We start from the raw sequence: 20,767 nt of genomic DNA, 5'->3' as shown, positions 1-20,767 counted from the left end.
GGAGCCAACCGACAGCCCGAGCCGCGCGCGACCGAAAGATGGCGCGCGATTCGGACGGTGAGCGACAGGAACAGTCGGGCGACCGAAGCGGCAGGCGACCACAACGGCAAACGGCGCGTCGAGGTAAGTTCCGGCGGGGGACTCCTGGTCTCCTTGGGGACCTCCCGGTTCCCGACGCCTCGGGGAAGGACGACGCATGGCCGAGACCGTGACCAACTGGGCGGGCAACATCACGTACACCGCCAAGGAGCTGCACCGGCCGCATTCGCTGGACGCGCTGCGGGCGCTGGTGGCGGACAGCGCGCGGGTGCGGGTGCTGGGCAGCGGGCACTCGTTCAACGAGATCGCCGAGCCGGGCGAGGGCGGTGCCCTGGTCTCCCTCGACGCCCTGCCCCCGCAGGTGGACGTCGACACGGCGGCCCGTACGGTCCGGGTCGGGGGCGGCGTCCGGTACGCGGAGCTGGCCCGCCGGGTGCACGGGCACGGACTCGCGCTGCCCAACATGGCGTCCCTGCCGCACATCTCGGTCGCCGGGTCGGTCGCGACCGGCACGCACGGCTCCGGAGTCGGCAACGGCCCGCTGGCGTCAGCCGTGCGCGAGGTGGAGCTGGTCACGGCGGACGGTTCGACGGCGACCATAGGGCGCGGCGACGAGCGGTTCGGTGGGGTCGTGACCTCTCTCGGCGCGCTCGGGGTCGTCACCGCGCTCACCCTGGACCTGGAGCCGGCCTTCGAGATCGAGCAGCACGTGTTCACGGAACTTCCGCTGGACGGGATGGACTTGCCTACGTTCGACGCGGTGATGTCGACCGCATACAGCGTGAGCCTGTTCACCGACTGGCGTGCGCCGGGCTTCCGGCAGGTGTGGCTCAAGCGGCGCACCGACCAGCCGCTCCCCGACTTCCCATGGGCCTCCCCCGCCACCGAGAAGATGCATCCCGTGCCGGGCATGCCCGCGGTGAACTGCACCGAGCAGTTCGGTGTGCCGGGGCCGTGGCACGAGCGACTGCCGCACTTCCGGGCGGAGTTCACGCCGAGCAGCGGTGCGGAGCTGCAGTCGGAGTATCTGCTGCCGCGCGGGTATGCCGTCGACGCGCTGTATGCGATCGACAGGATCCGGGAGACGGTCGCCCCCGTACTGCAGACCTGCGAGGTGCGGACCGTCGCCGCCGACGAGCAGTGGCTGAGCCCGGCCTTCGGACGGGACACCGTGGCGCTGCACTTCACCTGGGTCGAGGACACGGCGCACGTACTGCCGGTGGTGGGCCGGCTCGAGGAGGCGCTGGACCCCTTCGGCGCGCGGCCGCACTGGGGGAAGGTCTTCACCGTGCCGGCGGACGTTCTGCGCGGCCGGTATCCGCGTCTGGGCGACTTCCGGGCGCTCGCGCGGGAGCTGGATCCGCGGGGGACGTTCGCCAACGCCTTCGTCCGCGAGGTCCTGGGCAACTGACCCGGCATCGGCCCCGGCATCCTTTATAAACCCCCTTTCCAAACCCCTTGTCGAAAGTCCTCGCGACCCATAGCCTTCCGCTGCGCCGGTGCCGACGTCGACCCGGCCTGGCCTGGCTGGAAGGGATGGGATGCACCCGGTGAAGCGCACATCACGTGACATCCGCACCGCGAACCGCTACGAGGTGCTGCGCCAGATCATCGCCGCGTCGCCCACGTCCCGGCAGGAGCTGGCGGCCGCCACCGGCCTCTCGCTCGCCACGGTCGCCACCCTCGTCGGCGAGCTGCTCGACCTCCGCATGATCACGGAGGTCGGGTTCGAGGACTCCGCGGGCGGCCGCCCCCGGGGCCTGGTGGCCGTCAACGCGTCGGGGGGCGCGTTGATCGGCGTGGACCTCGCGGAGACGTACGTCCGGGTGGAGCTGTTCGACCTCGCGCTGAACGTGCTCGCGCGTGCGGATGAGGACATGCGCCCCGGCGAGAGCCGCCCCGAGCAGGTCGTCGGGCATGTCGCCACGGCCGTCGGCTCGGTGGTCGCGCAGGCCGGGATCGAGGGCGCGCGGGTGCTCGGCGTCGGGGTGAGCGTGCCGGGCCAGGTGGACCGGGACACCGGCATCTCCGAGTACGCGCCCAACTGGGACTGGCACGAGGTGCCGCTGCTCGACCTTCTCTCCGACCACATCGCCTACCCCCTCTATCTGGACAACCCGTTGCGTGCCTGCGCGGTGGCCGAGCTGTGGTTCGGGGCCGCGCGCGGGCGCGGGGACGCCGTGGTCGTGAACCTCGGGACCGGGGTGGGCGCCGGGCTGGTCCTCGGCGGCGGGCTGCACCGGGGCGTGAGCAACAGCGCGGGCGAGTGGGGCCACACCACGCTCGTCCTGGACGGGCGCCTGTGCCACTGCGGCAATCACGGCTGCGTGGAGACGTACGTCGGAGCGCCCGGCATCATGCTCAACCTGCGCGAGCTGAGCCCGCGGAGCTCACTCCTGCACCCCGAGGACCAGACCGCCACCATCGACGCGCTGGCCCGCGGAGTCGCCGCGGGCGACCCGGTGGCGGCCAAGGTGGTCCGGGACACCGCCCGTTACCTCGGCGCCGGCATCGCCGACCTGGTCAACCTGTTCAACCCCGAGGTGGTCGTGCTCAGCAGCTGGGTCGCGGCCACGCTCGGCGAACCGCTGCTGGGCGAGGTCCGCGAGGCGGTCGCCCGGCACGCCCTCAAGCGGCCGCTGGCCGCCACCGAGATCGTCCTCTCCCCGATCCCCACCGACCCGGTGTGCCTGGGCGCGGCGACGTTCGCGCTCGAAGGGGCGCTGCAGTCCGTCGGGCAGCAGAGGAACGGCAGACGTACCACCCCCGCAAGGAGCCGTACCGCACCACCTTCGTGACGACGGAAGGGATGCACGTGTCTCATCCCCACCCGAAATCTCACCCCCACCTGAAATGCGATCCCCACCTGAATTCCCATCCCCACCTGAAAGCGCGCCCCCGCCTGAAGAGACCGGCTCTCCTGACGGCCGCGGCCGCACTCGCTGTCGCCGCACCGCTCATATCCGCCCCGTCCACCGGCGCCGGCAGATCGTGAACGAGGCCTCCGGGACGGGCCTGGATGCCAGCGGGGAGGCGACCGCCGGCGGCAGCGCGGTGGGCCTCCAGAGCTGTTCCGGCGCCTCCGACCAGGCCTGGAGCAGGCAGTAGCACGCCCGTTGAGCGGAGGGCAGCCGGACCCCTGCCCCGGTGGTCCTCAACTCCCTTACACCACCCGCACGTTCGAAATCGCGAACCGGACACAACGCTTCGAACAGACTTCGTTCAACCCCTTGCCGAAGCCTTAGCCGAAGGTTAACGTCCCGCACCGCACCCCTCTTTGAGCCACCTGGCGCGAGCCAACTGGCGTTGAGCCGTAGAGCCGCAGCCGTACTCGAGACAAGGACGTCAGCATGTCGGCACTGAGCAACAGCAACTGGGACCGCCGAACCGTACTGCGGGCCGCCATGGGCCTGGCCGCCGGCGGTGCGCTGACCGCGTGCGGCAGCAACACCGGCCGGGGCGGCGGCTCGGGTTCGGGCAAGACCCTGGTGCAGTACTTCCACGCGTACGGCGAGGCCGGGACCGAGCAGGCCATCAAGCGGTACGCGAAGGCCTACAAGGACGCCAACGTCACCACGCAGTGGATCACCGGCTCGAACTTCGAGAGCAAGCTGTTCTCCGCGCTGCTCACCGAGAACGCGCCCGACATGTTCGAGTTCCACCCGCAGATCCAGATGATCAAGAGCGGTCAGGTGGCGGATCTGACCGACCTCATCGAGCCGGTCAAGGACGACTTCAACCCCGCCGACATCCAGTCGCACACGGTCGACGGGAAGATATACGGCATCCGGATGATCGACGACCCGCAGTTCTTCTTCTACCGCAAGTCGATGTTCGAGAAGGCCGGCGTCGGCGTCCCGACCACCCTCGACGAGCTGCTGGAGGCCGCGGCCAAGCTCACCACCGACAAGGTCAAGGGCATCTACCTCGGCAACACCCTGCACGCGATCGTCGACCCGCTGATCTGGTCGGCGGGCGCCGATCACCTCACCAAGGACAACAAGCCCGCCTACCACACGGACGGCGTCGTCGAGGGCTTCAGCAAGCTGCGCAAGCTGTTCACCAGCGGGGACCTCCTCCTGGACGCCCCGACCGACTTCTGGGACCCGTCCGCGCTCAACCAGGGCCTGACCGCCATCCAGTGGTGCGGCATGTGGGCGATGCCGCAGATGCAGCAGGCGCTCGGCGACGACCTCGGGATCTTCCCCTTCCCGAAGGTCACCGACTCGGGCAAGCAGTCGGTCTACAACGGCGGCTGGTCGATGTTCGTCAACGCCAAGGGCAAGAACGTCGAGGCGGCCAAGGAATACGTCAAGTGGCTGTGGATCGACCAGAAGGAGTACCAGGAGGACTGGGCGCTCTCCTACGGCTTCCACATCCCGCCGCGCAAGTCTCTCGCCGAGTCCGCCGACAAGCTCAAGTCGGGCCTGCCGGCCGAGGGCGTCGAGCTGTTCAACGAGTTCGGCCACTTCGACAACATCGGCTGGACCCAGGCCATGCGCACGGCCATGGAGGACGTCATGGCCAACTGCGTCCGTAAGAACGCCAACCCGGACGCGGAGCTCACCAAGGCCGACGCCAAGATCAACCGCGAGCTGAAGAAGCTGTTCGGATAGGCCGGCGGACAGGTAACCGACGACATGTCGACCGTCACCGACAAGGGTGTCGCCCGCCCCGCCCCGGCCAAGGCCCCCAAGGCCCGGCCGCGGCGGGGTCTGCGGGGCAGCAGCACCTTCAACTTCTGGCTCTTCACCGGCCCCTTCCTCATCGGCCTGGTGATCTTCGTCTACGTACCGATCCTCTGGAGCGCCTGGCTCTCCTTCTTCGACGCCCGCTTCACGGTCACGCCGAGCGCGTTCGTCGGCTTCGACAACTACGTGACGATGCTGACGGACGAGGACTTCATGGGGTCGCTCGTCACCTTCACGGTCTTCGCCGTGATCATCGTGCCGACCACCTGGGCGCTGTCGCTCGCACTGGCGCTGCTGGTGAACCGGCTGCGGTTCATGCGGGCGTTCTTCCGGTCGGTGTTCTTCCTGCCGACCGCGGTGAGCTATGTCGCCGCCTCGCTGATCTGGAAGATGTCCATCTTCAACGGCGTCCGCTTCGGCCTGGCCAACACCGTGCTCGGCTGGTTCGGCGTCGACAACGTCGCCTGGCTGGCCAACCCGGACCCGCCGTGGTACTGGCTGGCCATCGTGACCGTTCGCCTGTGGCTGCAGGCCGGCTTCTACATGATCCTCTTCCTGGCGGCGCTGCAGAACATCCCGCGGGAGCTGTACGAGGCCGCCGCCATCGACGGGGCCAAGCCGGGCTGGCAGACCTTCCGGCACATCACCCTGCCGCAGCTGCGGGCGACCTCGACCGCCGTGATCCTGCTGCTGCTCGTGGCCGCGTACCAGGCCTTCGACGAGTTCTTCAACCTGCTGGCGAAGACCACCTGGGGCCGCCCGCCGCTGGTCGAGCTGTACTACAAGGCCCTGGGCGACAGCCAGGACTACGGCGCCGGCAGCGCGGGCGCGCTGATCCTCACGGTGCTCATCTGCGCCGTGACTCTGCTCCAGGGCAAGATCATGGGCTTCGGAAGGGGGGAGGAGTCCAAGTGACCACGACCGCACCACTGTTGGACAAGCCGGCGGAGCCGGTCGTGCCGCGTCGCGCCCGGCGCGGCGGCGTCCTGGGCTCGGCCGGGCTCTACGTCGCGACCGGCGTGGCCGCCCTGCTCTTCCTCGTCCCGTTCTATCTGATCCTCCGCAACGCCCTGATGACGGACCCGGAGATCACGGGCGAGGAGTGGAAGTGGTTCCCCACGGACCTCCAGTGGGGCAACATCACCGAGCCGTTCGACGACCCCTCGGTCGACTTCGCCCGCTCGCTGTGGAACTCGGCCGTCGTCGGCGTACTGCATACGGTCGGCACGCTGCTGGTGTGCTCGCTGGCCGGCTACGGGCTCGCCCGTATCCCCTATCAGCACGCCAACAAGATCTTCTACGCCGTGCTGGTGACCCTGATGGTCCCGACCGCCGTGACCTTCGTCCCCAGCTTCGTGCTGGTCTCGTCGCTCGGCTGGGTGGACACCTACCGCGGGCTCATCATCCCGGGCCTCTTCAGTGGTTTCACCTGCTTCCTGTTCCGGCAGTACTTCCTGGGGTTCCCCAAGGAGCTGGAGGAGGCGGCGCGCGTGGACGGGCTCGGCTACTGGGGCGCGTACTGGCGGGTCGTCGTCCCCAACTCGCTGAACTTCTTCGCGGCGATCGCGACGATCACCTTCATCAGCGGGTGGAACGCCTTCCTGTGGCCGCTGGTCATCGGCCAGGACCCGAGCGCGTGGACCGTCCAGGTCGCCCTCTCGTCGTACATGACCAACCAGACCGTCAACTTCCACCTGATCTTCATGGCCACGGCCATTTCCATCCTGCCCCTGGTGTTCGTGTTCCTCTTCCTCCAGCGCTGGCTGGTGCAGGGAATCGCGCAGACCGGCATCAAGGGCTGAGCTAGGAGACCGATGTCTTTCCGCACCACCTCCGTCGACTACGTCGAGGACGTCTCGCCCGGCAGCGGGGCCCTGCCGCCCCGCGCCTGGTACGCGTCGTCGGACGCCACATCCCTGTCTCTGAACGGCAGTTGGCGCCTGCGCGTGTCCGCGACCGCCGACGCCGAGGACGACGCGTTCGCCGCGCCCGGGTACGACGCCGGTGACTGGGCCGAGGTGACGGTGCCCGGCCACTGGGTCCTCCAGGGGCACGGTTCACCGATCTACACCAATCACCTCTACCCCTTCCCGGTCGACCCGCCGCACGTCCCGACCGAGAACCCGACCGGTGACCACCTGCGGGTCTTCGACCTGCCGGAGGACTGGCCCTCCGAGGGGGGTGCCGTCCTCCGCTTCGACGGCGTGGAGTCCTGCGCCCGCGTCTGGCTGAACGGCACGGAGATCGGCGAGTTCAAGGGCTCCCGGCTGCCCCACGAGTTCCCGGTCGGGCATCTGCTGAAGCCGTCCGGCAACGTCCTCGCGGTCCGGGTCCACCAGTGGTCGGCCGGGTCGTACCTGGAGGACCAGGACCAGTGGTGGCTGCCGGGCATCTTCCGCGACGTGACGCTGCTGCACCGCCCGGCGGGCGCCGTCGGCGACTTCTTCGTGCACGCCTCCTACGACCACGTCACCGGGGAGGGCACCCTGCGCGTCGACTCCGACGTCGACGGCCGGGTGACCGTACCGGAGCTGGACATCGATGTCGCCACCGGCGAGTCGGTGACGGTGGCCGTCGAGCCGTGGACGGCGGAGACACCTCGGCTGTACGACGGGGTGCTGGCGACGCAGGGCGAGCGCGTGCCCCTGCGCGTCGGCTTCCGTACCGTCGTCCTCGAAGACGGGCTCATCAAGGTCAACGGGAAGCCGGTCCTCTTCAAGGGCGTCAACCGGCACGAGTGGCACCCCGTCAAGGGCCGGGCCCTGGACCTGGAGACCATGCGTGAGGACGTGCTGCTGATGAAGCGGCACAACATCAACGCCGTCCGCACCTCCCACTACCCGCCGCACCCGGCCTTCCTCGACCTGTGCGACGAGTACGGGCTGTGGGTCATCGACGAGTGCGACCTGGAGACCCACGGCTTCACCGAGCAGGACTGGCGCGACAACCCGGTCGACGACGACCGCTGGACCCCGGCCCTGCTGGACCGCGCCGCCCGCATGGTCGAACGGGACAAGAACCACCCGTCGATCGTGTTCTGGTCCCTCGGCAACGAGGCCGGCACCGGACGCGGCCTGACCGCGATGGCCGAGTGGATCCACGACCGGGACCCCTCGCGGCTCGTGCACTACGAGGGCGACTGGAACTGCCGTGACACGGACGTGTACTCGCGGATGTACGCCTTCCACGACGAGGTCGACAAGATTGGCCAGGGCCTGGACGGCGGCACCCACAAGCGGCGCCAACTGCCCTTCATCCAGTGCGAGTACGGGCACGCCATGGGCAACGGCCCCGGCGGACTCGCCGACTACCAGGAGCTGTTCGAGAAGTATGAGCGCCTCCAGGGCGGTTTCATCTGGGAGTGGATCGACCACGGCATCCAGCACCCGGAGCTCGGCTACGCCTACGGCGGCGACTTCGGCGAGGAGCTGCACGACGGCAACTTCGTCTGCGACGGGCTCGTCTTCCCGGACCGCCGACCGTCGCCGGGGCTCCTCGAGTACAAGAAGGTGATCGAGCCGGTCCGGATCGAGGGCGACCCGTCGGGCGGGACGGTGCGGGTGACGAACGCTTACGACTTCGCCGATCTCTCGCACCTGGAGTTCGAGTTCTCGTACCAGGTGGACGGATTTCCCACGGGTGCGCACACGCTCACCGTGCCGCGGCTCGCGCCGGGTGAGTCGGCGGAGGTCAAGCTGCCGGCGCCCGCCCCGGACGGCAAGGGCGACGAGGTCCAGTGGACGGTCCGCGCGCTGCTCGCCGAGGACACCCCCTGGGCGGGCAAGGGCCATGAGGTGGCGTGGGCGCAGCAGACCGTCGCGCCGCGTGCGCCCCTTCCGGCGGCCACCGGTGCCAGGCCCTCGGCCGACGGCGACCGGATCGTGCTCGGCCCGGCCGCCTTCGACGCCCGCACCGGCGCCCTGCGGTCCATCGGCGCGGTGGACGTCACCGGGCTGCGCCTGGACGTGTGGCGCGCCCCCACCGACAACGACGAGGGCGCGTCCTGGCAGGACGACGTGCGCTACGGCGTGCTGTGGCGGCAGTTGGGCCTGCACCGCATGCGACACCGGCTTGACGGCGTGGAGTCGGGTGACGACGCGCTGACCGTACGGACCCGGGTGGCGCCCGCCGCCCGGGAGGTGGGCCTGCGCACGGAGTACCGGTGGACGTCCGACGGAACGCGGCTGCGCCTGACCGTCTCGGTCGCTCCCGAGGGCGACTGGACCGTGCCGCTGCCCAGGCTCGGCGTCCGCTTCGGGCTGCCGGCGTCGTCCGCGAAGTGGGTGTCCTGGTTCGGCAGTGGCGGTGAGGCGTACCCGGACACCAAGGCCGCGGCCAAGCTCCTTCAATGGGACGCGAGTATCGAGGAGCTGCAGACCCCGTACGTGCGCCCGCAGGAGAACGGCGCCCGTGCCGACGTCCGCTGGGTGGAGCTCGGCGGGCTGCGGATCGAGGGAGAACCGGAGTTCTGGTTCAGCGCCCGCCGCTGGACCAACGAGCAACTGGACGCCGCCCGGCACCTGACCGACCTCACCCCCGGCGACACGGTGTGGGTCAACCTCGACCACGGCCAGCACGGCATCGGTTCACAGTCCTGCGGGCCTGGTCCGCTGCCGCGGTACTTCCTGCAGGCCGAGCCCGCGGAGTTCTCGTTCGTGTTCTCGACATCAGACGAATGAACCCTTGATCGATTGACCGATTGATCGACTTCCCGACAGGGTCGGGACGTCGCCGGCGGCCGGTCGGCACCCACGCCGACCGGCCGCACCTTTTCTTCGCCGGCAGAGGAGTTGATGTCCATTGAGTGGCAGCATCGAGGTCCGCGGCCTGTCCCGCACCTTCCACACCACCGTCCGCCGCCCCGGCTTCCTCGGCGCGGTGCGGTCCCTGGTCAACCCCGAGCGGGTGGCCAAGCACGCGGTCACCGACATCAGCTTCGACGCCGCCCCCGGCGAACTCCTCGCCCTGCTCGGCCCGAACGGCGCCGGCAAGTCCACCACCATCAAGGTCCTCACCGGCATCCTGACCCCCACCTCCGGCGAGGCCCGGGTCGCGGGCGTGGTGCCGTACGAGGAGCGCGAGCGCAACGCCCGCAACATCGGCGCGGTGTTCGGGCAGCGCACCCAGCTGTGGTGGGACCTGCCGGTGCGGGAGTCGTTCGCGATTTTGCGAGACATCTACGAGGTTGCGAAGGCCGAACACGCCGCCCGCCTCAAGGAGTTCGACGGCCTCCTCGACCTCTCCTCCTTCTGGGACACCCGGGTCCGCCACCTCTCCCTCGGCCAGCGCGTGCGCAGCGACCTGGCCGCCGCCCTGCTGCACGACCCGCCGGTGGTCTTCCTGGACGAGCCGACGATCGGCATGGACGTGGTGGTCAAGGAGCAGGTACGGGAGTTCCTGCGCCACCAGGTGGAACAGCGCGGCCGTACGGTCCTGTTGACCACGCACGACATGACCGAGGTCGAGCGGCTCGCCGAACGCGTCGTCCTCATCAACCACGGCCGGCTCATGCTGGACGGCACGCTCGACGAGATCCGCCGTAGGTTCGGCTCGACCTGGCAGGTGCGGGCCACCCTCGCCGACCCGCACGCCGACGTCGTACCGCCGCCCGGCATCACGCTGCTGCGGCACGACGGCCCGCGGGTCGTCTTCGGCCCCGACGGGCCCGGCGCGCCCACCGTCCACCAGGCGCTGAAGGCGGTCATCGAGCGGTACGAGGTGACGGACATCGCCTTGGACGAGGCGGACCTGGAGGACGTGATGCGGGCCGCGTACGTCCATGCGGAGCCTCAACCGGAAGGAGCCTGAGGTGGCCGCGCCGTACGCCTGGCGCGTCGCCCGCGTCACCCCGCTCGGCGAGTTGCACGCCCCGCCCCGGATGACGGCCGTCCTGCTCCGGCTCACCGTGCAGGTGGTCCTGGTGTGGTCGCTGTGGCGCGGCCTGTACGCGCAGACCGGCACCACGGCCGGACTGAGCCGCGACCAGGCGGTCACCTACGCCGTGCTGGCCGTCCTCGCCTCCCGGCTGCGGGAGCTGGACCAGTACGCGGGCCGGGACACGGTCCTGCAGCACATGCACTTCGGCACCATCGTCTACTGGTACCTGCGCCCGCTGTCACCCCAGCGCTACCACGCGCTGCGCGCCCTCGGAGAGCAGCTGTACGGCTTCGCGTGGTCGCTGGCCGGATACGTGGTCTGTCTGGCCGCGGGGGTCGTCGAACCGCCGAAGTCGGCGTCCGTGGCAGGGGTGTTCGTGCTCAGCATGCTGCTCGGCCAGTGGGTCCTGTACTACGTCATGCTCGTCCTGGACCAGCTGTGCTTCTGGACGGTCCGCAACAACGCGGCGATGCTGATCCTGATCTTCGCGCAGAACCTGCTGTCCGGGGTGTACGCGCCGCTGTGGTTCTTCCCGGACTGGTTCATCACGCTGAGCGGCTTCCTGCCCTTCCAGGCCACGCTGAGCGTGCCGCTGTCGCTGTACGTGGGCCGGATCCCGTTGTCCGACGCGGCGTTCGCGCTCTGCGTCCAGGCTGCGTGGGTGCTGGCGCTGGCGCTGTTCACCCGGTCGCTGTGGCGGCGGGCCGCCCGGCGCGTGATCGCGCAGGGAGGCTGAGATGTCGCTGAAGGCTCTGCGGATCATGTGGCGGATCACGGCGCTCAACTTCCGCGCGCAGCTGGAGTACCGCTCCGAGTTCCTGCTGATGATCGCCATCGGCGCGATCTGGCAGATGTCGGTGATCGTGTTCGCGACGGTGCTGCTGGCCCGGTTCACGGGGATGGGCGGCTGGGACAGCTCGGAGGTGCTGCTGATCCCGGCGACGCGGATGCTGGCGCACGGCCTGTTCGTGCTGTTCCTGGGGCGGATGCACTTCGCGGGCCGGCAGATCCAGGAGGGCAGGATCGACATCTATCTGCTGCGCCCCATGCCGGTGCACCGCCAGATCCAGCTGGCCTACTTCCCCACCAACGCCATCGGCGATCTGACGGTGGCGGCGGGCCTGATGGTGGGTGCGCTGTCGCGCAGCGACCTCGACTGGACGGCGGGCAGGATCACGTACCTGGTCGCGGCCGTGCTCGGCGGCATGCTGCTGGAGGCGGCCCTGTTCACGGGCGTGGCCTGCGCGGCCCTGCGCTTCCCCGCCGCCGACTACTGGGGCCGCTGGCTGGAGGAACTGCTCGGCACGTTCGGCAGCTACCCGCTGAACGTGCTGCCCAAGGCGGTCGGCGGCTTCCTGACCTACGGCCTTCCGCTCGCGTTCGTCGCCTACTTCCCGGCGGCGGTGCTGACCGGGCACGGCCACGACACCGGGGTGCCGTACTGGCTGGCGGCAGCGTCGCCGCTCCTGGGTCTGCTGGCGTACCTCGGGGCGCGCCGGCTGTGGCGGTGGAGCCTGGACCGCTACACCGGGGTGAACGGATGACCACGACGGTCTTTCGGTCGGGCTGGAGGGCGGCCGGACGCGGTGTCGGGGCAGACCTCCACCCCGCCGGAGAGACCCCCCGCCGATCGGCCCACCACGGGCCGGTCAGGTTCGGCCGGACGTGCGGATCGGTGTGAACAGCGCGGCGAGCGCGATCAGGACGCAGCACGCGCCGGCGGCCAGGGCGACCGGTGTCGTGCCGCGCAGCTCGGCGGCCCAGGTGAGGACGGCCGCGCCGAGCGGGGCCGCCGCGTACTGGAGGGTCCAGAAGACTGAGGTGACCCGGCCCAGCAGCGGCTCCGGGGTGACCTCCTGCCGCAGCGACATGGAGCAGGTGCCCGCCATGCCGGCGCAGGCGAGGAAGGCGGCGGTCAGGGCGGCGACGGCGGGCACGTCACGGGCCCAGCCGAGGCCGGCGAACGCCAGCCCGCACACCGCGACCGAACCGGTCCACGTCGGGCCGAAACCCAGCCGGCGGCGGAGCCGGGCCACGAGCAGGGCGCCGCTGATCGTGCCGAGCGCGCCGAGCGCCATGACGGTGCCGACCGTGCCGTCGTCGTGGCCGAGGTCGTGCTTGAGGTGGTAGATGACCAGGTCGTTCAGGCCGAGGGTGAGGAAGCTGAAGACGAACAGCAGGGCGGTGAGGGACCGCAGCACCGGATGCCCGTACAGGAAGGCGATCCCGGTGCGCAGGTCCCGCCGGAGTCCGGCCCGCTCCCCCGGCCGCCCGTCCCCGGCCCGCTTCCCCGCGCGGTCGTCCGCGGGGCGGGCCCGGAACCGTACGAAGACCATGCAGGCGGCCGACACACCGAAGCTGGCCGCGTCCACGCCGACGGCGGCGGCGGGGCCGGTCCAGGCGGCGACCAGTCCCGCGCACAGCGGCCCGAGGACGCCGGCCGCGGCGGCGGTCGCGTTCAGCCGCCCGTTGGCCTCCGTGAGGTGCTCCGTGCCCACCAGGCCGCGGACGACAGTGACGTAGCCGACGGCGAACAGCATTCCGACGGCCTCGCACAGCGGCAGCACCACGTACAGCAGCCAGATCTGCGGCCCGAACAGCCACACCAGCGGGATCACGCCGTACAGCACCATGCGTACGAGATCGCAGGCGATGAGCAGCCGGCGGCGGTCGACCCGGTCCACCACGGCCCCGGCGAACACCGCCGCCACGACCGACGCCGCGCCGCCCACCGCCGTCAGCAGCCCCATCCGCGCGATGGAACCCGTGGCCTCCAGGACCAGCAGGGGCAGAGCGATCAGAGCGAAGGAGTCGCCGAGGACGGAGAGGGTCTGCGCGGCCCAGAAGATCCCGAAGTCCCGCTGCCGCCACAGCGGCCGCGTGGTCTTCGGCAACGGCACGTCGCCCCGCGTCCGGCCGCCGGCCCCGTCCTCGCGCTGCGCCTCGTACGTCATCCGGCCCATGCCGTCCGTCGACGCGTCATACGGCCCTCCCCCGCCCCTCGTTCCCCGGCAACTTTACGACCCCGCCGGCAACCGGGCGATGCCGCACAACCCGTGCGCCTCGGGAGAGGGCCGGGTAAGGTGCTGCGTCGTGAGGTGATCTCCCCGCGGTGGCCCCGGACACCGCAGACGCGAACCGATCCGTATCCGCGGCCGCCGTAGCAGGCGAGCGCCGCGGGCGTTTCCGTATGGTCCGCAAGGAGAGATCACCATGGCCCGCGACATCCCCCCTGCCCCGTCCCCCGCCCACCGGATCGTCCTCGGCGACACCCCCGAGGACACGCTGGCGGCCTTCACCGCGCGAGCGGCCGACGATCCCGGCGTCGTCGGGCTGGTCCTCAGCGGGTCCCGTGTCCACGAGGGCATGCCGACCGAACACTCCGACTACGACCTCCACGTCATCGTCCGGGACGAGAGCGTCCCGCTGCTCGCGGAGTTGGACCGCTTCCGCTCCGCGCACCTCGACCTCGTGGTCATCACACTGGCGGAGTTCCGCACGCGCGGGACCGGCCAGGACACCTGGTCACGGTACGCGTACGTCCACGCGGAGGTGCTGCTCGACCGGCTCGACGGCGCGATGACCGAAATCCTCGACGCGAAGCGTCGGTTGGGCGCAGCCGAGGCGCGCGCCGCCGTCGACGGGTGGCTCGACGCCTACGTCAACCAGACGTACCGCTCGCTGAAGAGCTACCGGGACGGCCGGGACGCGCTGGGGCACCTGGATGCCGCCGAGAGCGTCCCGTACGCCCTGGAGGTGATCTTCGCGCTGCATCGCCGGGTCAGGCCCTACAACAAGTACCTCCAGTGGGAGCTGGAGCGGTGCCCGCTGGGCGACCCGCAGTGGGACGCCGGGCGGCTCCTGCCGGTCCTGCGCCGCCTCCTGGCCGACGGCGATCCGGCCACCCAGCGCTCGCTGTTCGCACGGATCGAAGCGGCGGCTCGCCGGGCCGGCCACGACCGGGTCCTGGACTCCTGGGGTGACGATCTGCGCCTGCTCCGCCCGCGGGACTGAGTCGGGAGCGGGCGCCGCGGGCACGTCAGTGGTCCGCGCAGCACGGCGTGGGGTCCGGGACCTCGAAGGGGACGAGTGCGCCGCCCGCGGCGGGCATGGCGGCCAGGACGAGTGCGCCGTCGTGCCACACCGGGCGTACGTGCCCGCGCGTCACCAGCCTTGTCCCGGGAGCGGGTCGGTCCTGCGCGCCCAGGACGGTCACGCGGTCGATCGCGGAGCGCGCCAGCACGTCCGCGACCGTCAGCGTGCCGGTGAGCGAGGCGACGCCCGGGTAGAGCACCGCGCGGCCCGCCGCGTCCGGAAGACCGGCTGTCACCTCGTGCCCCCGCTCCGCCAGCCGCTCCCGGGCGGTGCGCAGGAGCGGCTCCGACGGCAGGGTGAGGGACAGGGCCACGCGCGGCCGGTCTCCGCGCACCAGGTGCGTGCAGCCGAACACACCCTCGGGCAAGGCGAGTTCGGCTGCCAGCGTGTGCAGCAGGTGGTCGGCCGCGCGCAGGTCCCGCAGCCCCGCGTCCACCGTCAGGGCCATCGGGGCCGTCGGGGCCCTCAGGGCCGTCAGGGTCGTCACGAGGGCAGCACCCACACCGGGTTGGAGTAGAACCACAGGTCCCGCCACGGGTCGGCGTCGCCGACGACGTCCAGGGCCGGGCCCGCCGGGTCGACGGCGGCGCCCATCGCGCCGACGGCGCTGCGGTTGCCGTCGGTGCCGCGCAGCCGCACGTAGACGGGCCGGTCGACGCGGCCGAGGTCGTAGGTGAGCCGGACCGTGCCGGTCGACTTGTTCACCTCGTACGACGTGACGACCTTGGCGGTGGGGGCGGTGAAGGTGTCCTTGTCCCGCACCTCGCCCGTAACATCGCCCTGGATGACGTCCACGCGGGCCAACGTGGGTACGAACCCCGCCCAGTTGGGGCCGCCGGCCAGGGCCACGTGGGCGGTCAGCGCGACGTGCGTGCCCTTGCGCACATGCAGCGCGCCGCCCAGGGGGGCCCAGCGGCCGCCGCCGGCGACGCGGACGTCGAGGGCGCTGATGAGCTGCCCGTGGTCGACCCAGATGCGGCCGGCGCGGATGCCGTCCATGACGGCGGCGTAGGAGAAGCCGTCGGCGCCGACGTGGGTGCGGCTGTACTGGCCCGGCCAGTAGTCGCCCTGCGTGATGTCGATCTTGCCGCCGTAGACCGGGTCCTCGTAGCGGCCGTTGGCGGTGAAGTCGCCGCCCGGGCCGCGTACGGCGGTGTCGGCGTAGACCTGGTGGGAGTCGGAGTTGGCGGTGATCCACCAGGGCTTGCCCTCGGCGAGGAGGCTGTCCCACAGGCCGCCGACGGTGGCGGTCATCCAGTCGAAGCCGCCCCAGGTGCGGTAGGACTCCAGCGGGTAGCCGGGGAAGGAGTTGGCGCTCGGGTTGTTGTCGTAGATGCCGCGGGCGCGGGCCATGCCGAGCGGCGCGGGCAGGCCGGCGGCCTGGTGGCCCGGGGCGCCCTCGAAGCCGACGGCGATCCGGTGGCCCGCGGGGGTCGCGTCGCGCCAGGCGCGGATCTCGTGCGGGGAGTCGACGCCGCGCCGCGCCGGGTGGTTGGCGAGCATCAGCGCGTCCTTGACCTTGCGCCGCTTCACCTGGTCGTGGAGGAAGGCCAGGCCCGCGACGGCGAGGGCCTCGTTGGCGGGCGTGGAGTCGCCGGCGCCCTGCACACTGCCGTCGTAGTCGGTTTCGAACTGCTTGAGGACCGCGACCTCGTTCCTGCCCGGGTGGACGAAGACCGTGCCGTGTTCGGCCGCCGGGATGTTCCACTCCAGGCCCTGGAAGACGAGGGTGTCCTCGTACGCGGCCCGGGCCTCGCGGATGTCCGGGTTGACCTTCTCGACGCCGATCCTGGCGTGGGTGACGTTGCCGTGGTCGGTGATGACCAGCCAGTCCATGCCGTGCTTGGCGCCCTGGCGGACCTGGTCGACGACGCGGTACTTGCCGTCGCTGCTGTACTGGGTGTGGATGTGGTGGTCACCGGCCAGCCACAGGAAGCCGCCCGTGCGGCGACCGTGGGTGCCCTGCGCGGGCGTGGCCGCGGCGGGCGCCGCCTGGCCGAGGACGCTGCCGGCCGCCAGGCCCGCGCCGAGCAGGCCGGCGCGGCGCAGCAGGGAGCGGCGCGAGCGCTGCTCGGGGGTCAGGGCCTCGTCGGGCACGGAGGTGTCGAAGGCGGCGGGCAGGGCCTGTGCCGTCTCGTGCCCGTGGTCGTGCCCGTGGCTGTGGGGGTGGTGATGTCCGCCCTGCGTGTGCCCGTGTCCCATGAAGCGCCTCCTGGATGCCGCTGCCTGCCGCGGCTGCCTTCCGCGGCGCGACCACGCCGCGTGTGGAGGATCGAGGCGAAACATGAACCTTGAACGACCGTGGGGTGATCACCGGATGCCCCGGACACGGCGGATCGACTCGCCTCTCACTGTTTCCCCAACTGACCTTGTGGGTCACACTGGTTGACAGTGAATCTGAGCACCGTTCATCTTCTGCCTCCCTCCCACCGGAGACACCCCCCGCCATGAGAAGACTGATCGGCACCCTCGCGGCCGCCACCCTGGCCCTCACCGGCCTCGCCACCACCGGCGCGCCGCCCGCCGCCGCCGCGACCTCCGGCTCGTTCAACGTCCTGACCTACAACATCGCGGGTCTGCCCCTCGGCCTCGGCGACAGCGACCCGGAGACCAACACCCCGCTGATCGGGCAGCGGCTCAGCCCGTACGACCTCGTGAACGTGCAGGAGGACTTCAACTACCACGCCTCCCTGTACGCCCACGACACCCACCCGCACCGCACGCCGACCAGCGGCGGGGCGGGGATCGGCGACGGCCTCAACACCCTGTCGGACGTTCCCTTCGAGGACTTCCAGCGGGTCAGGTGGAACGCCTGCACGGGCACGAACTGCCTGACCCCGAAGGGCTTCTCGCTCGCCCGGGTCCGGCTGGCCGAGGGCGTGTTCGTGGACCTGTACAACGTCCACACCAACGCCGACGCGGACGACGCGGCGCTCGCCGCCCGCCGCGCCAACATCCAGCAGCTCTCCGACTTCATCCGGGCGCACTCCGCGGGCAACGCGGTGATCGTCATGGGCGACACGAACACGCGGTACACGCGCACGGGCGACAACATCCGCACGCTGATCGACGCCAACGGCCTGAAGGACCCGTGGGTGGACCTGGTCAAGGGCGGCACGCCGCCCGCGCAGGGCGGCGACGCCCTGGTCTGCGACGCGGCGGCGCCGACGAACGACTGCGAGGTCGTGGACAAGGTCCTGTACCGGGGCAGCAGGCTGGTGGATCTGAAGGCCACCCGCTACGACAACGTGTGGGAGTCCTTCCTCCGCTCCGACGGCAAGCACCTGTCCGACCACTTCCCGCACACCGTCGACTTCTCCTACACCCTCAACTCCTCGCTGCGCGCGAGTGACTTCTTCGGCGGCCCGCACGGCACGGCGTTCAACGACGCGGACGACCTGCCGGCGCCCCCCGCGCCCCGCACGCTGACCCTGCGCGGCGGCACCCGCCTCGACGCGGTGTCGCTCACCCACGACGGCGGTACGACCCTGGCCCACGGCGGCACGGGCGGCACGGCGACCTCCCTGACCCTCGCCGCCGGCGAGCACCTCACCTCCGCAAAGCTGACGAAGGGTCAGAAGGACGGGCGCACGCGGCTGTTCTCGGCGGCGTTCACGACGGACCGGGGCCGCACCCTGACGGCCGGCACACCGACCTCGGACGCGGTCACCTTCACGGCACCGTCCGGCTGGCGGATCGTCGGCTTCACCGGCCGCTCGGGCGACGAGGTCGACAAGCTGGGCGTGCTGTACGCACCGATCCGCTGATCTCCCGGGCACCCCTCACTCCGCCGGGGCCGGGGCCGTCGTCTCCGACAGGGCGACCTGCCCCGTGACGAACTCGCTCCACAGGCCGAACCGCAGGGCGTCGGGCCCGGACCCGGTGCGAGTGACGAAGCCGAGCGGGCCGGAGGGGGTGGCGCGGGTCGCACCCCAGGTGAGTTCGAAGCGGCGGGTGCCCACCCGCCGCTCCGGCGGCACGGGCGTGGGCGGGACGACCTCGTCCAGCGCCCGGGATCACCCACTTCCCGCAGGACCCCGACGTGTCCCTCCTCGTCCACACGGCCGCCCCCGGCACTCCGGAGGCGGAGGCCCTGCGGGCCATGGCCAAGGAGTGATGTTCTCGGCTCACTGCCGCGCGGGCAGGCCGCCCAGCCCCGTCTCGCGCACGATGCGGTCGACCGCCTCCGTGAGGGAGCTGCCGGGCCCGATCACGGTCTCGGCACCACCGGGCAGCAGATCGAGCGGCCGGTACCAGTCGCGCAGTTCGGCCTCTCCGTACTCGTCCGCCTGGGGCTTGGTGGTGTGCCGGGCGAGGGTCTCCTCGAACGGCACGTCCAGGTAGTAGCCGTACGTCCGTCCACGGTGGTCGGCGCGCAGCCGGGCGAGCGTGTCGCCGTAGTGGCCGGCGTAGAGGATGCCCTCGACGACGACGTGGTAGCCGGCGTCCAGGGCGTAGCGGGCGACCGTGTCGATCAGGCCGATGTTCGCCGCCCCGGGCCGGTCGCGCTCGCGCAGGACGATCCGGCGCAGGTTGTCCTGGCCGACCATGGCCAGGCCCCGCCCGAACCGGTCGCGCAGCCCGGCCGCGACCGACGACTTCCCCGACGCGCTGTTGCCGCGCAGCACCACCAGCCGCGTCTGTTCACTTCCCACCCGCACGCCGGACACCCTAGACCCTTCATACACTAGGCTGCTTCCTAGGTACCCTAGGTTTCTGGAGGTCCCACCATGCCCCGCGCCGGGCTCACCGCCGACCGTCTCGTCGCGGCCGCCGCCGACCTCGCCGACGAGGCCGGCTTGGAGAACGTCACCCTCTCGGCGCTGGCGCGCCGCTTCGGTGTGAAGGACGCGAGCCTGTACGCGCACGTCCGCAACCTCCAGGACCTGCGCACCCGCATGGCGCTGCTGGCCGGCGGCGAGCTGATCGACGAGATCGCGGCGGCGGTCGCCGGCCGGGCCGGGAAGGACGCCCTGGCCGCGTTCGCCGGTGCCTACCGGGAGTACGCGCTCACCCGGCCCGGGCGGTACGCAGCGACCCAGATCCGCCTCGACCAGGACCTGGTCGCCGACTCCCCCGCCCTGCGCCGCACCGCCGAGATCACCTACGGCATGCTCCGCGCCTACGGCCTGACGGAACCCGACCTCACCGACGCCGTACGCCTGTTGCGCGCCACCTTCCACGGCTACTGCGCCCTGGAGGCCGCCGGCGGCTTCGGCGCCCCCCGCGACGTCCGGGCGTCCTGGGACAAGGCGATCGACGCCCTGCACATCGCGCTGGAGAACTGGCCCCGCGAGGAGAAGAGGACCGATGACTGACCTCCACTACGACGTCCGCGGCAGCGGGCCGGTGCTCCTGGTCGTCCCCGGCGGCGCCGGGCACCCCATGGGCCTGGACCGGATGACGGACGCCCTGTGCGGCCGGTTCACCGTGGTGACGTACGACCCCCTCGGTCTCGCGCACGGCCGGCTCGGTCTGCCGGTCGCCGACCAGCGCGTGGCGGACTGGAGCGCGGGCGCGTACCGCGTGCTCGACGCCGTCCTCGCCGACGGCGCGTCGGCGTACGTCCTCGGCATGAGCTCCGGCGGTATCGCGGCCCTCGACCTGCTCGCCCGGCACCCCGAACGGCTGCGCCACGTGATCGCGCACGAGCCGCCGGTCGTGGGCGTACTGCCCGACGGAACACGCCGGCGGCGGGCGCTGCTCGACGAGGTGGGCCAACCTCCCTCCTCCGACGAGGAGTTGTCCAGCCCGATGACCGTCTTCCGCGCCCACGTCGTGCGCCCGTTCACCGCGTACGCACCGGACGTGGCCGCCCTGCGTGCCCTCTCCTCCCGCCTCACCGTGGGCGCCGGCGCCGGCTCGCGCGGGCAACTGCTCCACCGTACGGCCGCGTTCCTCGCCGACCGCACGGGCAGCGGTTTCGCCGAGTTCCCGGGCGGACACGTCGGGGCCGTCGAGCATCCGGAGGAGTTCGCGGAGCGGGTCGCCGACGCGTTGGGTATCGGTCTCAGCGGCGGGCACTCCGCAATGCCATGCGGCCACTTGCAGAAAAGTTGAGTTAC

18 protein-coding genes are annotated in these 20,767 nt (G+C 71.3%); 13 read left to right on the top strand and 5 right to left on the bottom strand.

Going from position 1 to position 20,767, the window contains the following annotated elements; all coding sequences use genetic code 11:
• Positions 1-196: 196 nt before the first annotated feature.
• The 9 genes from ACYVMZ_RS14125 (at position 197) to ACYVMZ_RS14085 (ending at position 12,151) form a co-directional block, all read left to right on the top strand.
• Entirely contained in the window at positions 197-1,450 is a 1,254-nt protein-coding gene (locus ACYVMZ_RS14125) for an FAD-binding protein (RefSeq protein WP_461079310.1), read from the top strand.
• 130 nt (positions 1,451-1,580) lie between these two features.
• Positions 1,581-2,837: an ROK family transcriptional regulator gene (locus ACYVMZ_RS14120; protein WP_461079308.1), complete on the top strand. Its 1,257-nt coding sequence runs from the start codon at positions 1,581-1,583 to the stop codon at positions 2,835-2,837.
• 552 nt (positions 2,838-3,389) lie between these two features.
• Positions 3,390-4,655, top strand: a complete 1,266-nt coding sequence (locus ACYVMZ_RS14115; RefSeq protein ID WP_461079306.1) for an ABC transporter substrate-binding protein — start codon at positions 3,390-3,392, stop codon at positions 4,653-4,655.
• 24 nt (positions 4,656-4,679) lie between these two features.
• Positions 4,680-5,645 carry a carbohydrate ABC transporter permease gene (locus tag ACYVMZ_RS14110; RefSeq protein ID WP_461079304.1) on the top strand — a complete coding sequence of 322 codons (966 nt, stop codon included), beginning with the start codon at positions 4,680-4,682 and terminating at the stop codon, positions 5,643-5,645.
• On the top strand, positions 5,642-6,532 hold the full coding sequence (locus ACYVMZ_RS14105; protein WP_461079302.1) for a carbohydrate ABC transporter permease: 891 nt from the start codon (positions 5,642-5,644) through the stop codon (positions 6,530-6,532). The genes ACYVMZ_RS14110 and ACYVMZ_RS14105 overlap by 4 nt, the downstream gene beginning before the upstream one ends.
• A gap of 12 nt (positions 6,533-6,544) precedes the next feature.
• Positions 6,545-9,409, top strand: coding sequence for a glycoside hydrolase family 2 TIM barrel-domain containing protein (locus ACYVMZ_RS14100; protein WP_461079300.1), 2,865 nt, complete (start codon positions 6,545-6,547; stop codon positions 9,407-9,409).
• Between the two features lie 121 nt (positions 9,410-9,530).
• A complete protein-coding gene (locus ACYVMZ_RS14095; RefSeq protein WP_461079298.1) occupies positions 9,531-10,538 on the top strand; it encodes an ABC transporter ATP-binding protein in 1,008 nt (335 codons plus the stop codon).
• Position 10,539: 1 nt separating this feature from the next.
• Positions 10,540-11,343, top strand: a complete 804-nt coding sequence (locus ACYVMZ_RS14090) for an ABC transporter permease (RefSeq protein WP_461079296.1) — start codon at positions 10,540-10,542, stop codon at positions 11,341-11,343.
• Between the two features lies 1 nt (position 11,344).
• Positions 11,345-12,151, top strand: a complete 807-nt coding sequence (locus ACYVMZ_RS14085) for an ABC transporter permease (RefSeq protein WP_461079294.1) — start codon at positions 11,345-11,347, stop codon at positions 12,149-12,151.
• A 105-nt stretch (positions 12,152-12,256) separates the two neighbouring features.
• Here ACYVMZ_RS14085 and ACYVMZ_RS14080 read toward each other — a convergent pair whose 3' ends face one another.
• Positions 12,257-13,561 carry an MFS transporter gene (locus ACYVMZ_RS14080; protein WP_461079581.1) on the bottom strand — a complete coding sequence of 435 codons (1,305 nt, stop codon included), beginning with the start codon at positions 13,559-13,561 and terminating at the stop codon, positions 12,257-12,259.
• A 259-nt stretch (positions 13,562-13,820) separates the two neighbouring features.
• On the opposite strand from ACYVMZ_RS14080, the gene ACYVMZ_RS14075 reads away from it, so the two are divergent.
• Positions 13,821-14,621: a hypothetical protein gene (locus tag ACYVMZ_RS14075; protein ID WP_461079292.1), complete on the top strand. Its 801-nt coding sequence runs from the start codon at positions 13,821-13,823 to the stop codon at positions 14,619-14,621.
• A 25-nt stretch (positions 14,622-14,646) separates the two neighbouring features.
• Here the strand turns inward: ACYVMZ_RS14075 and ACYVMZ_RS14070 are convergent, their stop codons facing one another.
• Together ACYVMZ_RS14070 and ACYVMZ_RS14065 are read right to left on the bottom strand one after the other, a co-directional pair.
• Positions 14,647-15,150 (bottom strand): hypothetical protein, encoded by a 504-nt coding sequence (locus tag ACYVMZ_RS14070; RefSeq protein WP_461079579.1) that lies wholly within the window; start codon positions 15,148-15,150, stop codon positions 14,647-14,649.
• A 35-nt stretch (positions 15,151-15,185) separates the two neighbouring features.
• A complete protein-coding gene (locus ACYVMZ_RS14065) occupies positions 15,186-16,904 on the bottom strand; it encodes a PHP domain-containing protein (RefSeq protein ID WP_461079290.1) in 1,719 nt (572 codons plus the stop codon).
• A gap of 245 nt (positions 16,905-17,149) precedes the next feature.
• On the opposite strand from ACYVMZ_RS14065, the gene ACYVMZ_RS14060 reads away from it, so the two are divergent.
• Positions 17,150-18,469: a jacalin-like lectin gene (locus ACYVMZ_RS14060; RefSeq protein ID WP_461079288.1), complete on the top strand. Its 1,320-nt coding sequence runs from the start codon at positions 17,150-17,152 to the stop codon at positions 18,467-18,469.
• A 15-nt stretch (positions 18,470-18,484) separates the two neighbouring features.
• Here the strand turns inward: ACYVMZ_RS14060 and ACYVMZ_RS14055 are convergent, their stop codons facing one another.
• Positions 18,485-18,664, bottom strand: coding sequence for a hypothetical protein (locus tag ACYVMZ_RS14055; protein WP_461079286.1), 180 nt, complete (start codon positions 18,662-18,664; stop codon positions 18,485-18,487).
• A 165-nt stretch (positions 18,665-18,829) separates the two neighbouring features.
• A complete protein-coding gene (locus ACYVMZ_RS14050) occupies positions 18,830-19,372 on the bottom strand; it encodes a P-loop NTPase family protein (protein WP_461079284.1) in 543 nt (180 codons plus the stop codon).
• A 60-nt stretch (positions 19,373-19,432) separates the two neighbouring features.
• On the opposite strand from ACYVMZ_RS14050, the gene ACYVMZ_RS14045 reads away from it, so the two are divergent.
• Entirely contained in the window at positions 19,433-20,020 is a 588-nt protein-coding gene (locus ACYVMZ_RS14045) for a TetR/AcrR family transcriptional regulator (protein ID WP_461079282.1), read from the top strand.
• The gene (locus tag ACYVMZ_RS14040; protein ID WP_461079280.1) at positions 20,013-20,762 is read left to right on the top strand and encodes an alpha/beta fold hydrolase; all 750 of its coding nucleotides are present in this window, start codon (positions 20,013-20,015) and stop codon (positions 20,760-20,762) included. The genes ACYVMZ_RS14045 and ACYVMZ_RS14040 overlap by 8 nt, the downstream gene beginning before the upstream one ends.
• The last annotated feature ends 5 nt before the right edge of the window (positions 20,763-20,767 follow it).

The organism is Streptomyces deserti (assembly GCF_054782695.1).
This window is presented reverse-complemented; position numbering and strand designations above follow the sequence as displayed.

Coding starts and splice junctions, on each gene's coding strand:
- ACYVMZ_RS14110 (WP_461079304.1), top strand. CDS start 4,680: ATGTCGACCGTCACCGACAAGGGTGTCGCCCGCCCCGCCCCGGCCAAG.
- ACYVMZ_RS14080 (WP_461079581.1), bottom strand. CDS start 13,561: ATGACGTACGAGGCGCAGCGCGAGGACGGGGCCGGCGGCCGGACGCGG.
- ACYVMZ_RS14075 (WP_461079292.1), top strand. CDS start 13,821: ATGGCCCGCGACATCCCCCCTGCCCCGTCCCCCGCCCACCGGATCGTC.
- ACYVMZ_RS14070 (WP_461079579.1), bottom strand. CDS start 15,150: ATGGCCCTGACGGTGGACGCGGGGCTGCGGGACCTGCGCGCGGCCGAC.
- ACYVMZ_RS14040 (WP_461079280.1), top strand. CDS start 20,013: ATGACTGACCTCCACTACGACGTCCGCGGCAGCGGGCCGGTGCTCCTG.
- ACYVMZ_RS14085 (WP_461079294.1), top strand. CDS start 11,345: ATGTCGCTGAAGGCTCTGCGGATCATGTGGCGGATCACGGCGCTCAAC.
- ACYVMZ_RS14065 (WP_461079290.1), bottom strand. CDS start 16,904: ATGGGACACGGGCACACGCAGGGCGGACATCACCACCCCCACAGCCAC.
- ACYVMZ_RS14125 (WP_461079310.1), top strand. CDS start 197: ATGGCCGAGACCGTGACCAACTGGGCGGGCAACATCACGTACACCGCC.
- ACYVMZ_RS14100 (WP_461079300.1), top strand. CDS start 6,545: ATGTCTTTCCGCACCACCTCCGTCGACTACGTCGAGGACGTCTCGCCC.
- ACYVMZ_RS14060 (WP_461079288.1), top strand. CDS start 17,150: ATGAGAAGACTGATCGGCACCCTCGCGGCCGCCACCCTGGCCCTCACC.
- ACYVMZ_RS14045 (WP_461079282.1), top strand. CDS start 19,433: ATGCCCCGCGCCGGGCTCACCGCCGACCGTCTCGTCGCGGCCGCCGCC.
- ACYVMZ_RS14115 (WP_461079306.1), top strand. CDS start 3,390: ATGTCGGCACTGAGCAACAGCAACTGGGACCGCCGAACCGTACTGCGG.
- ACYVMZ_RS14120 (WP_461079308.1), top strand. CDS start 1,581: ATGCACCCGGTGAAGCGCACATCACGTGACATCCGCACCGCGAACCGC.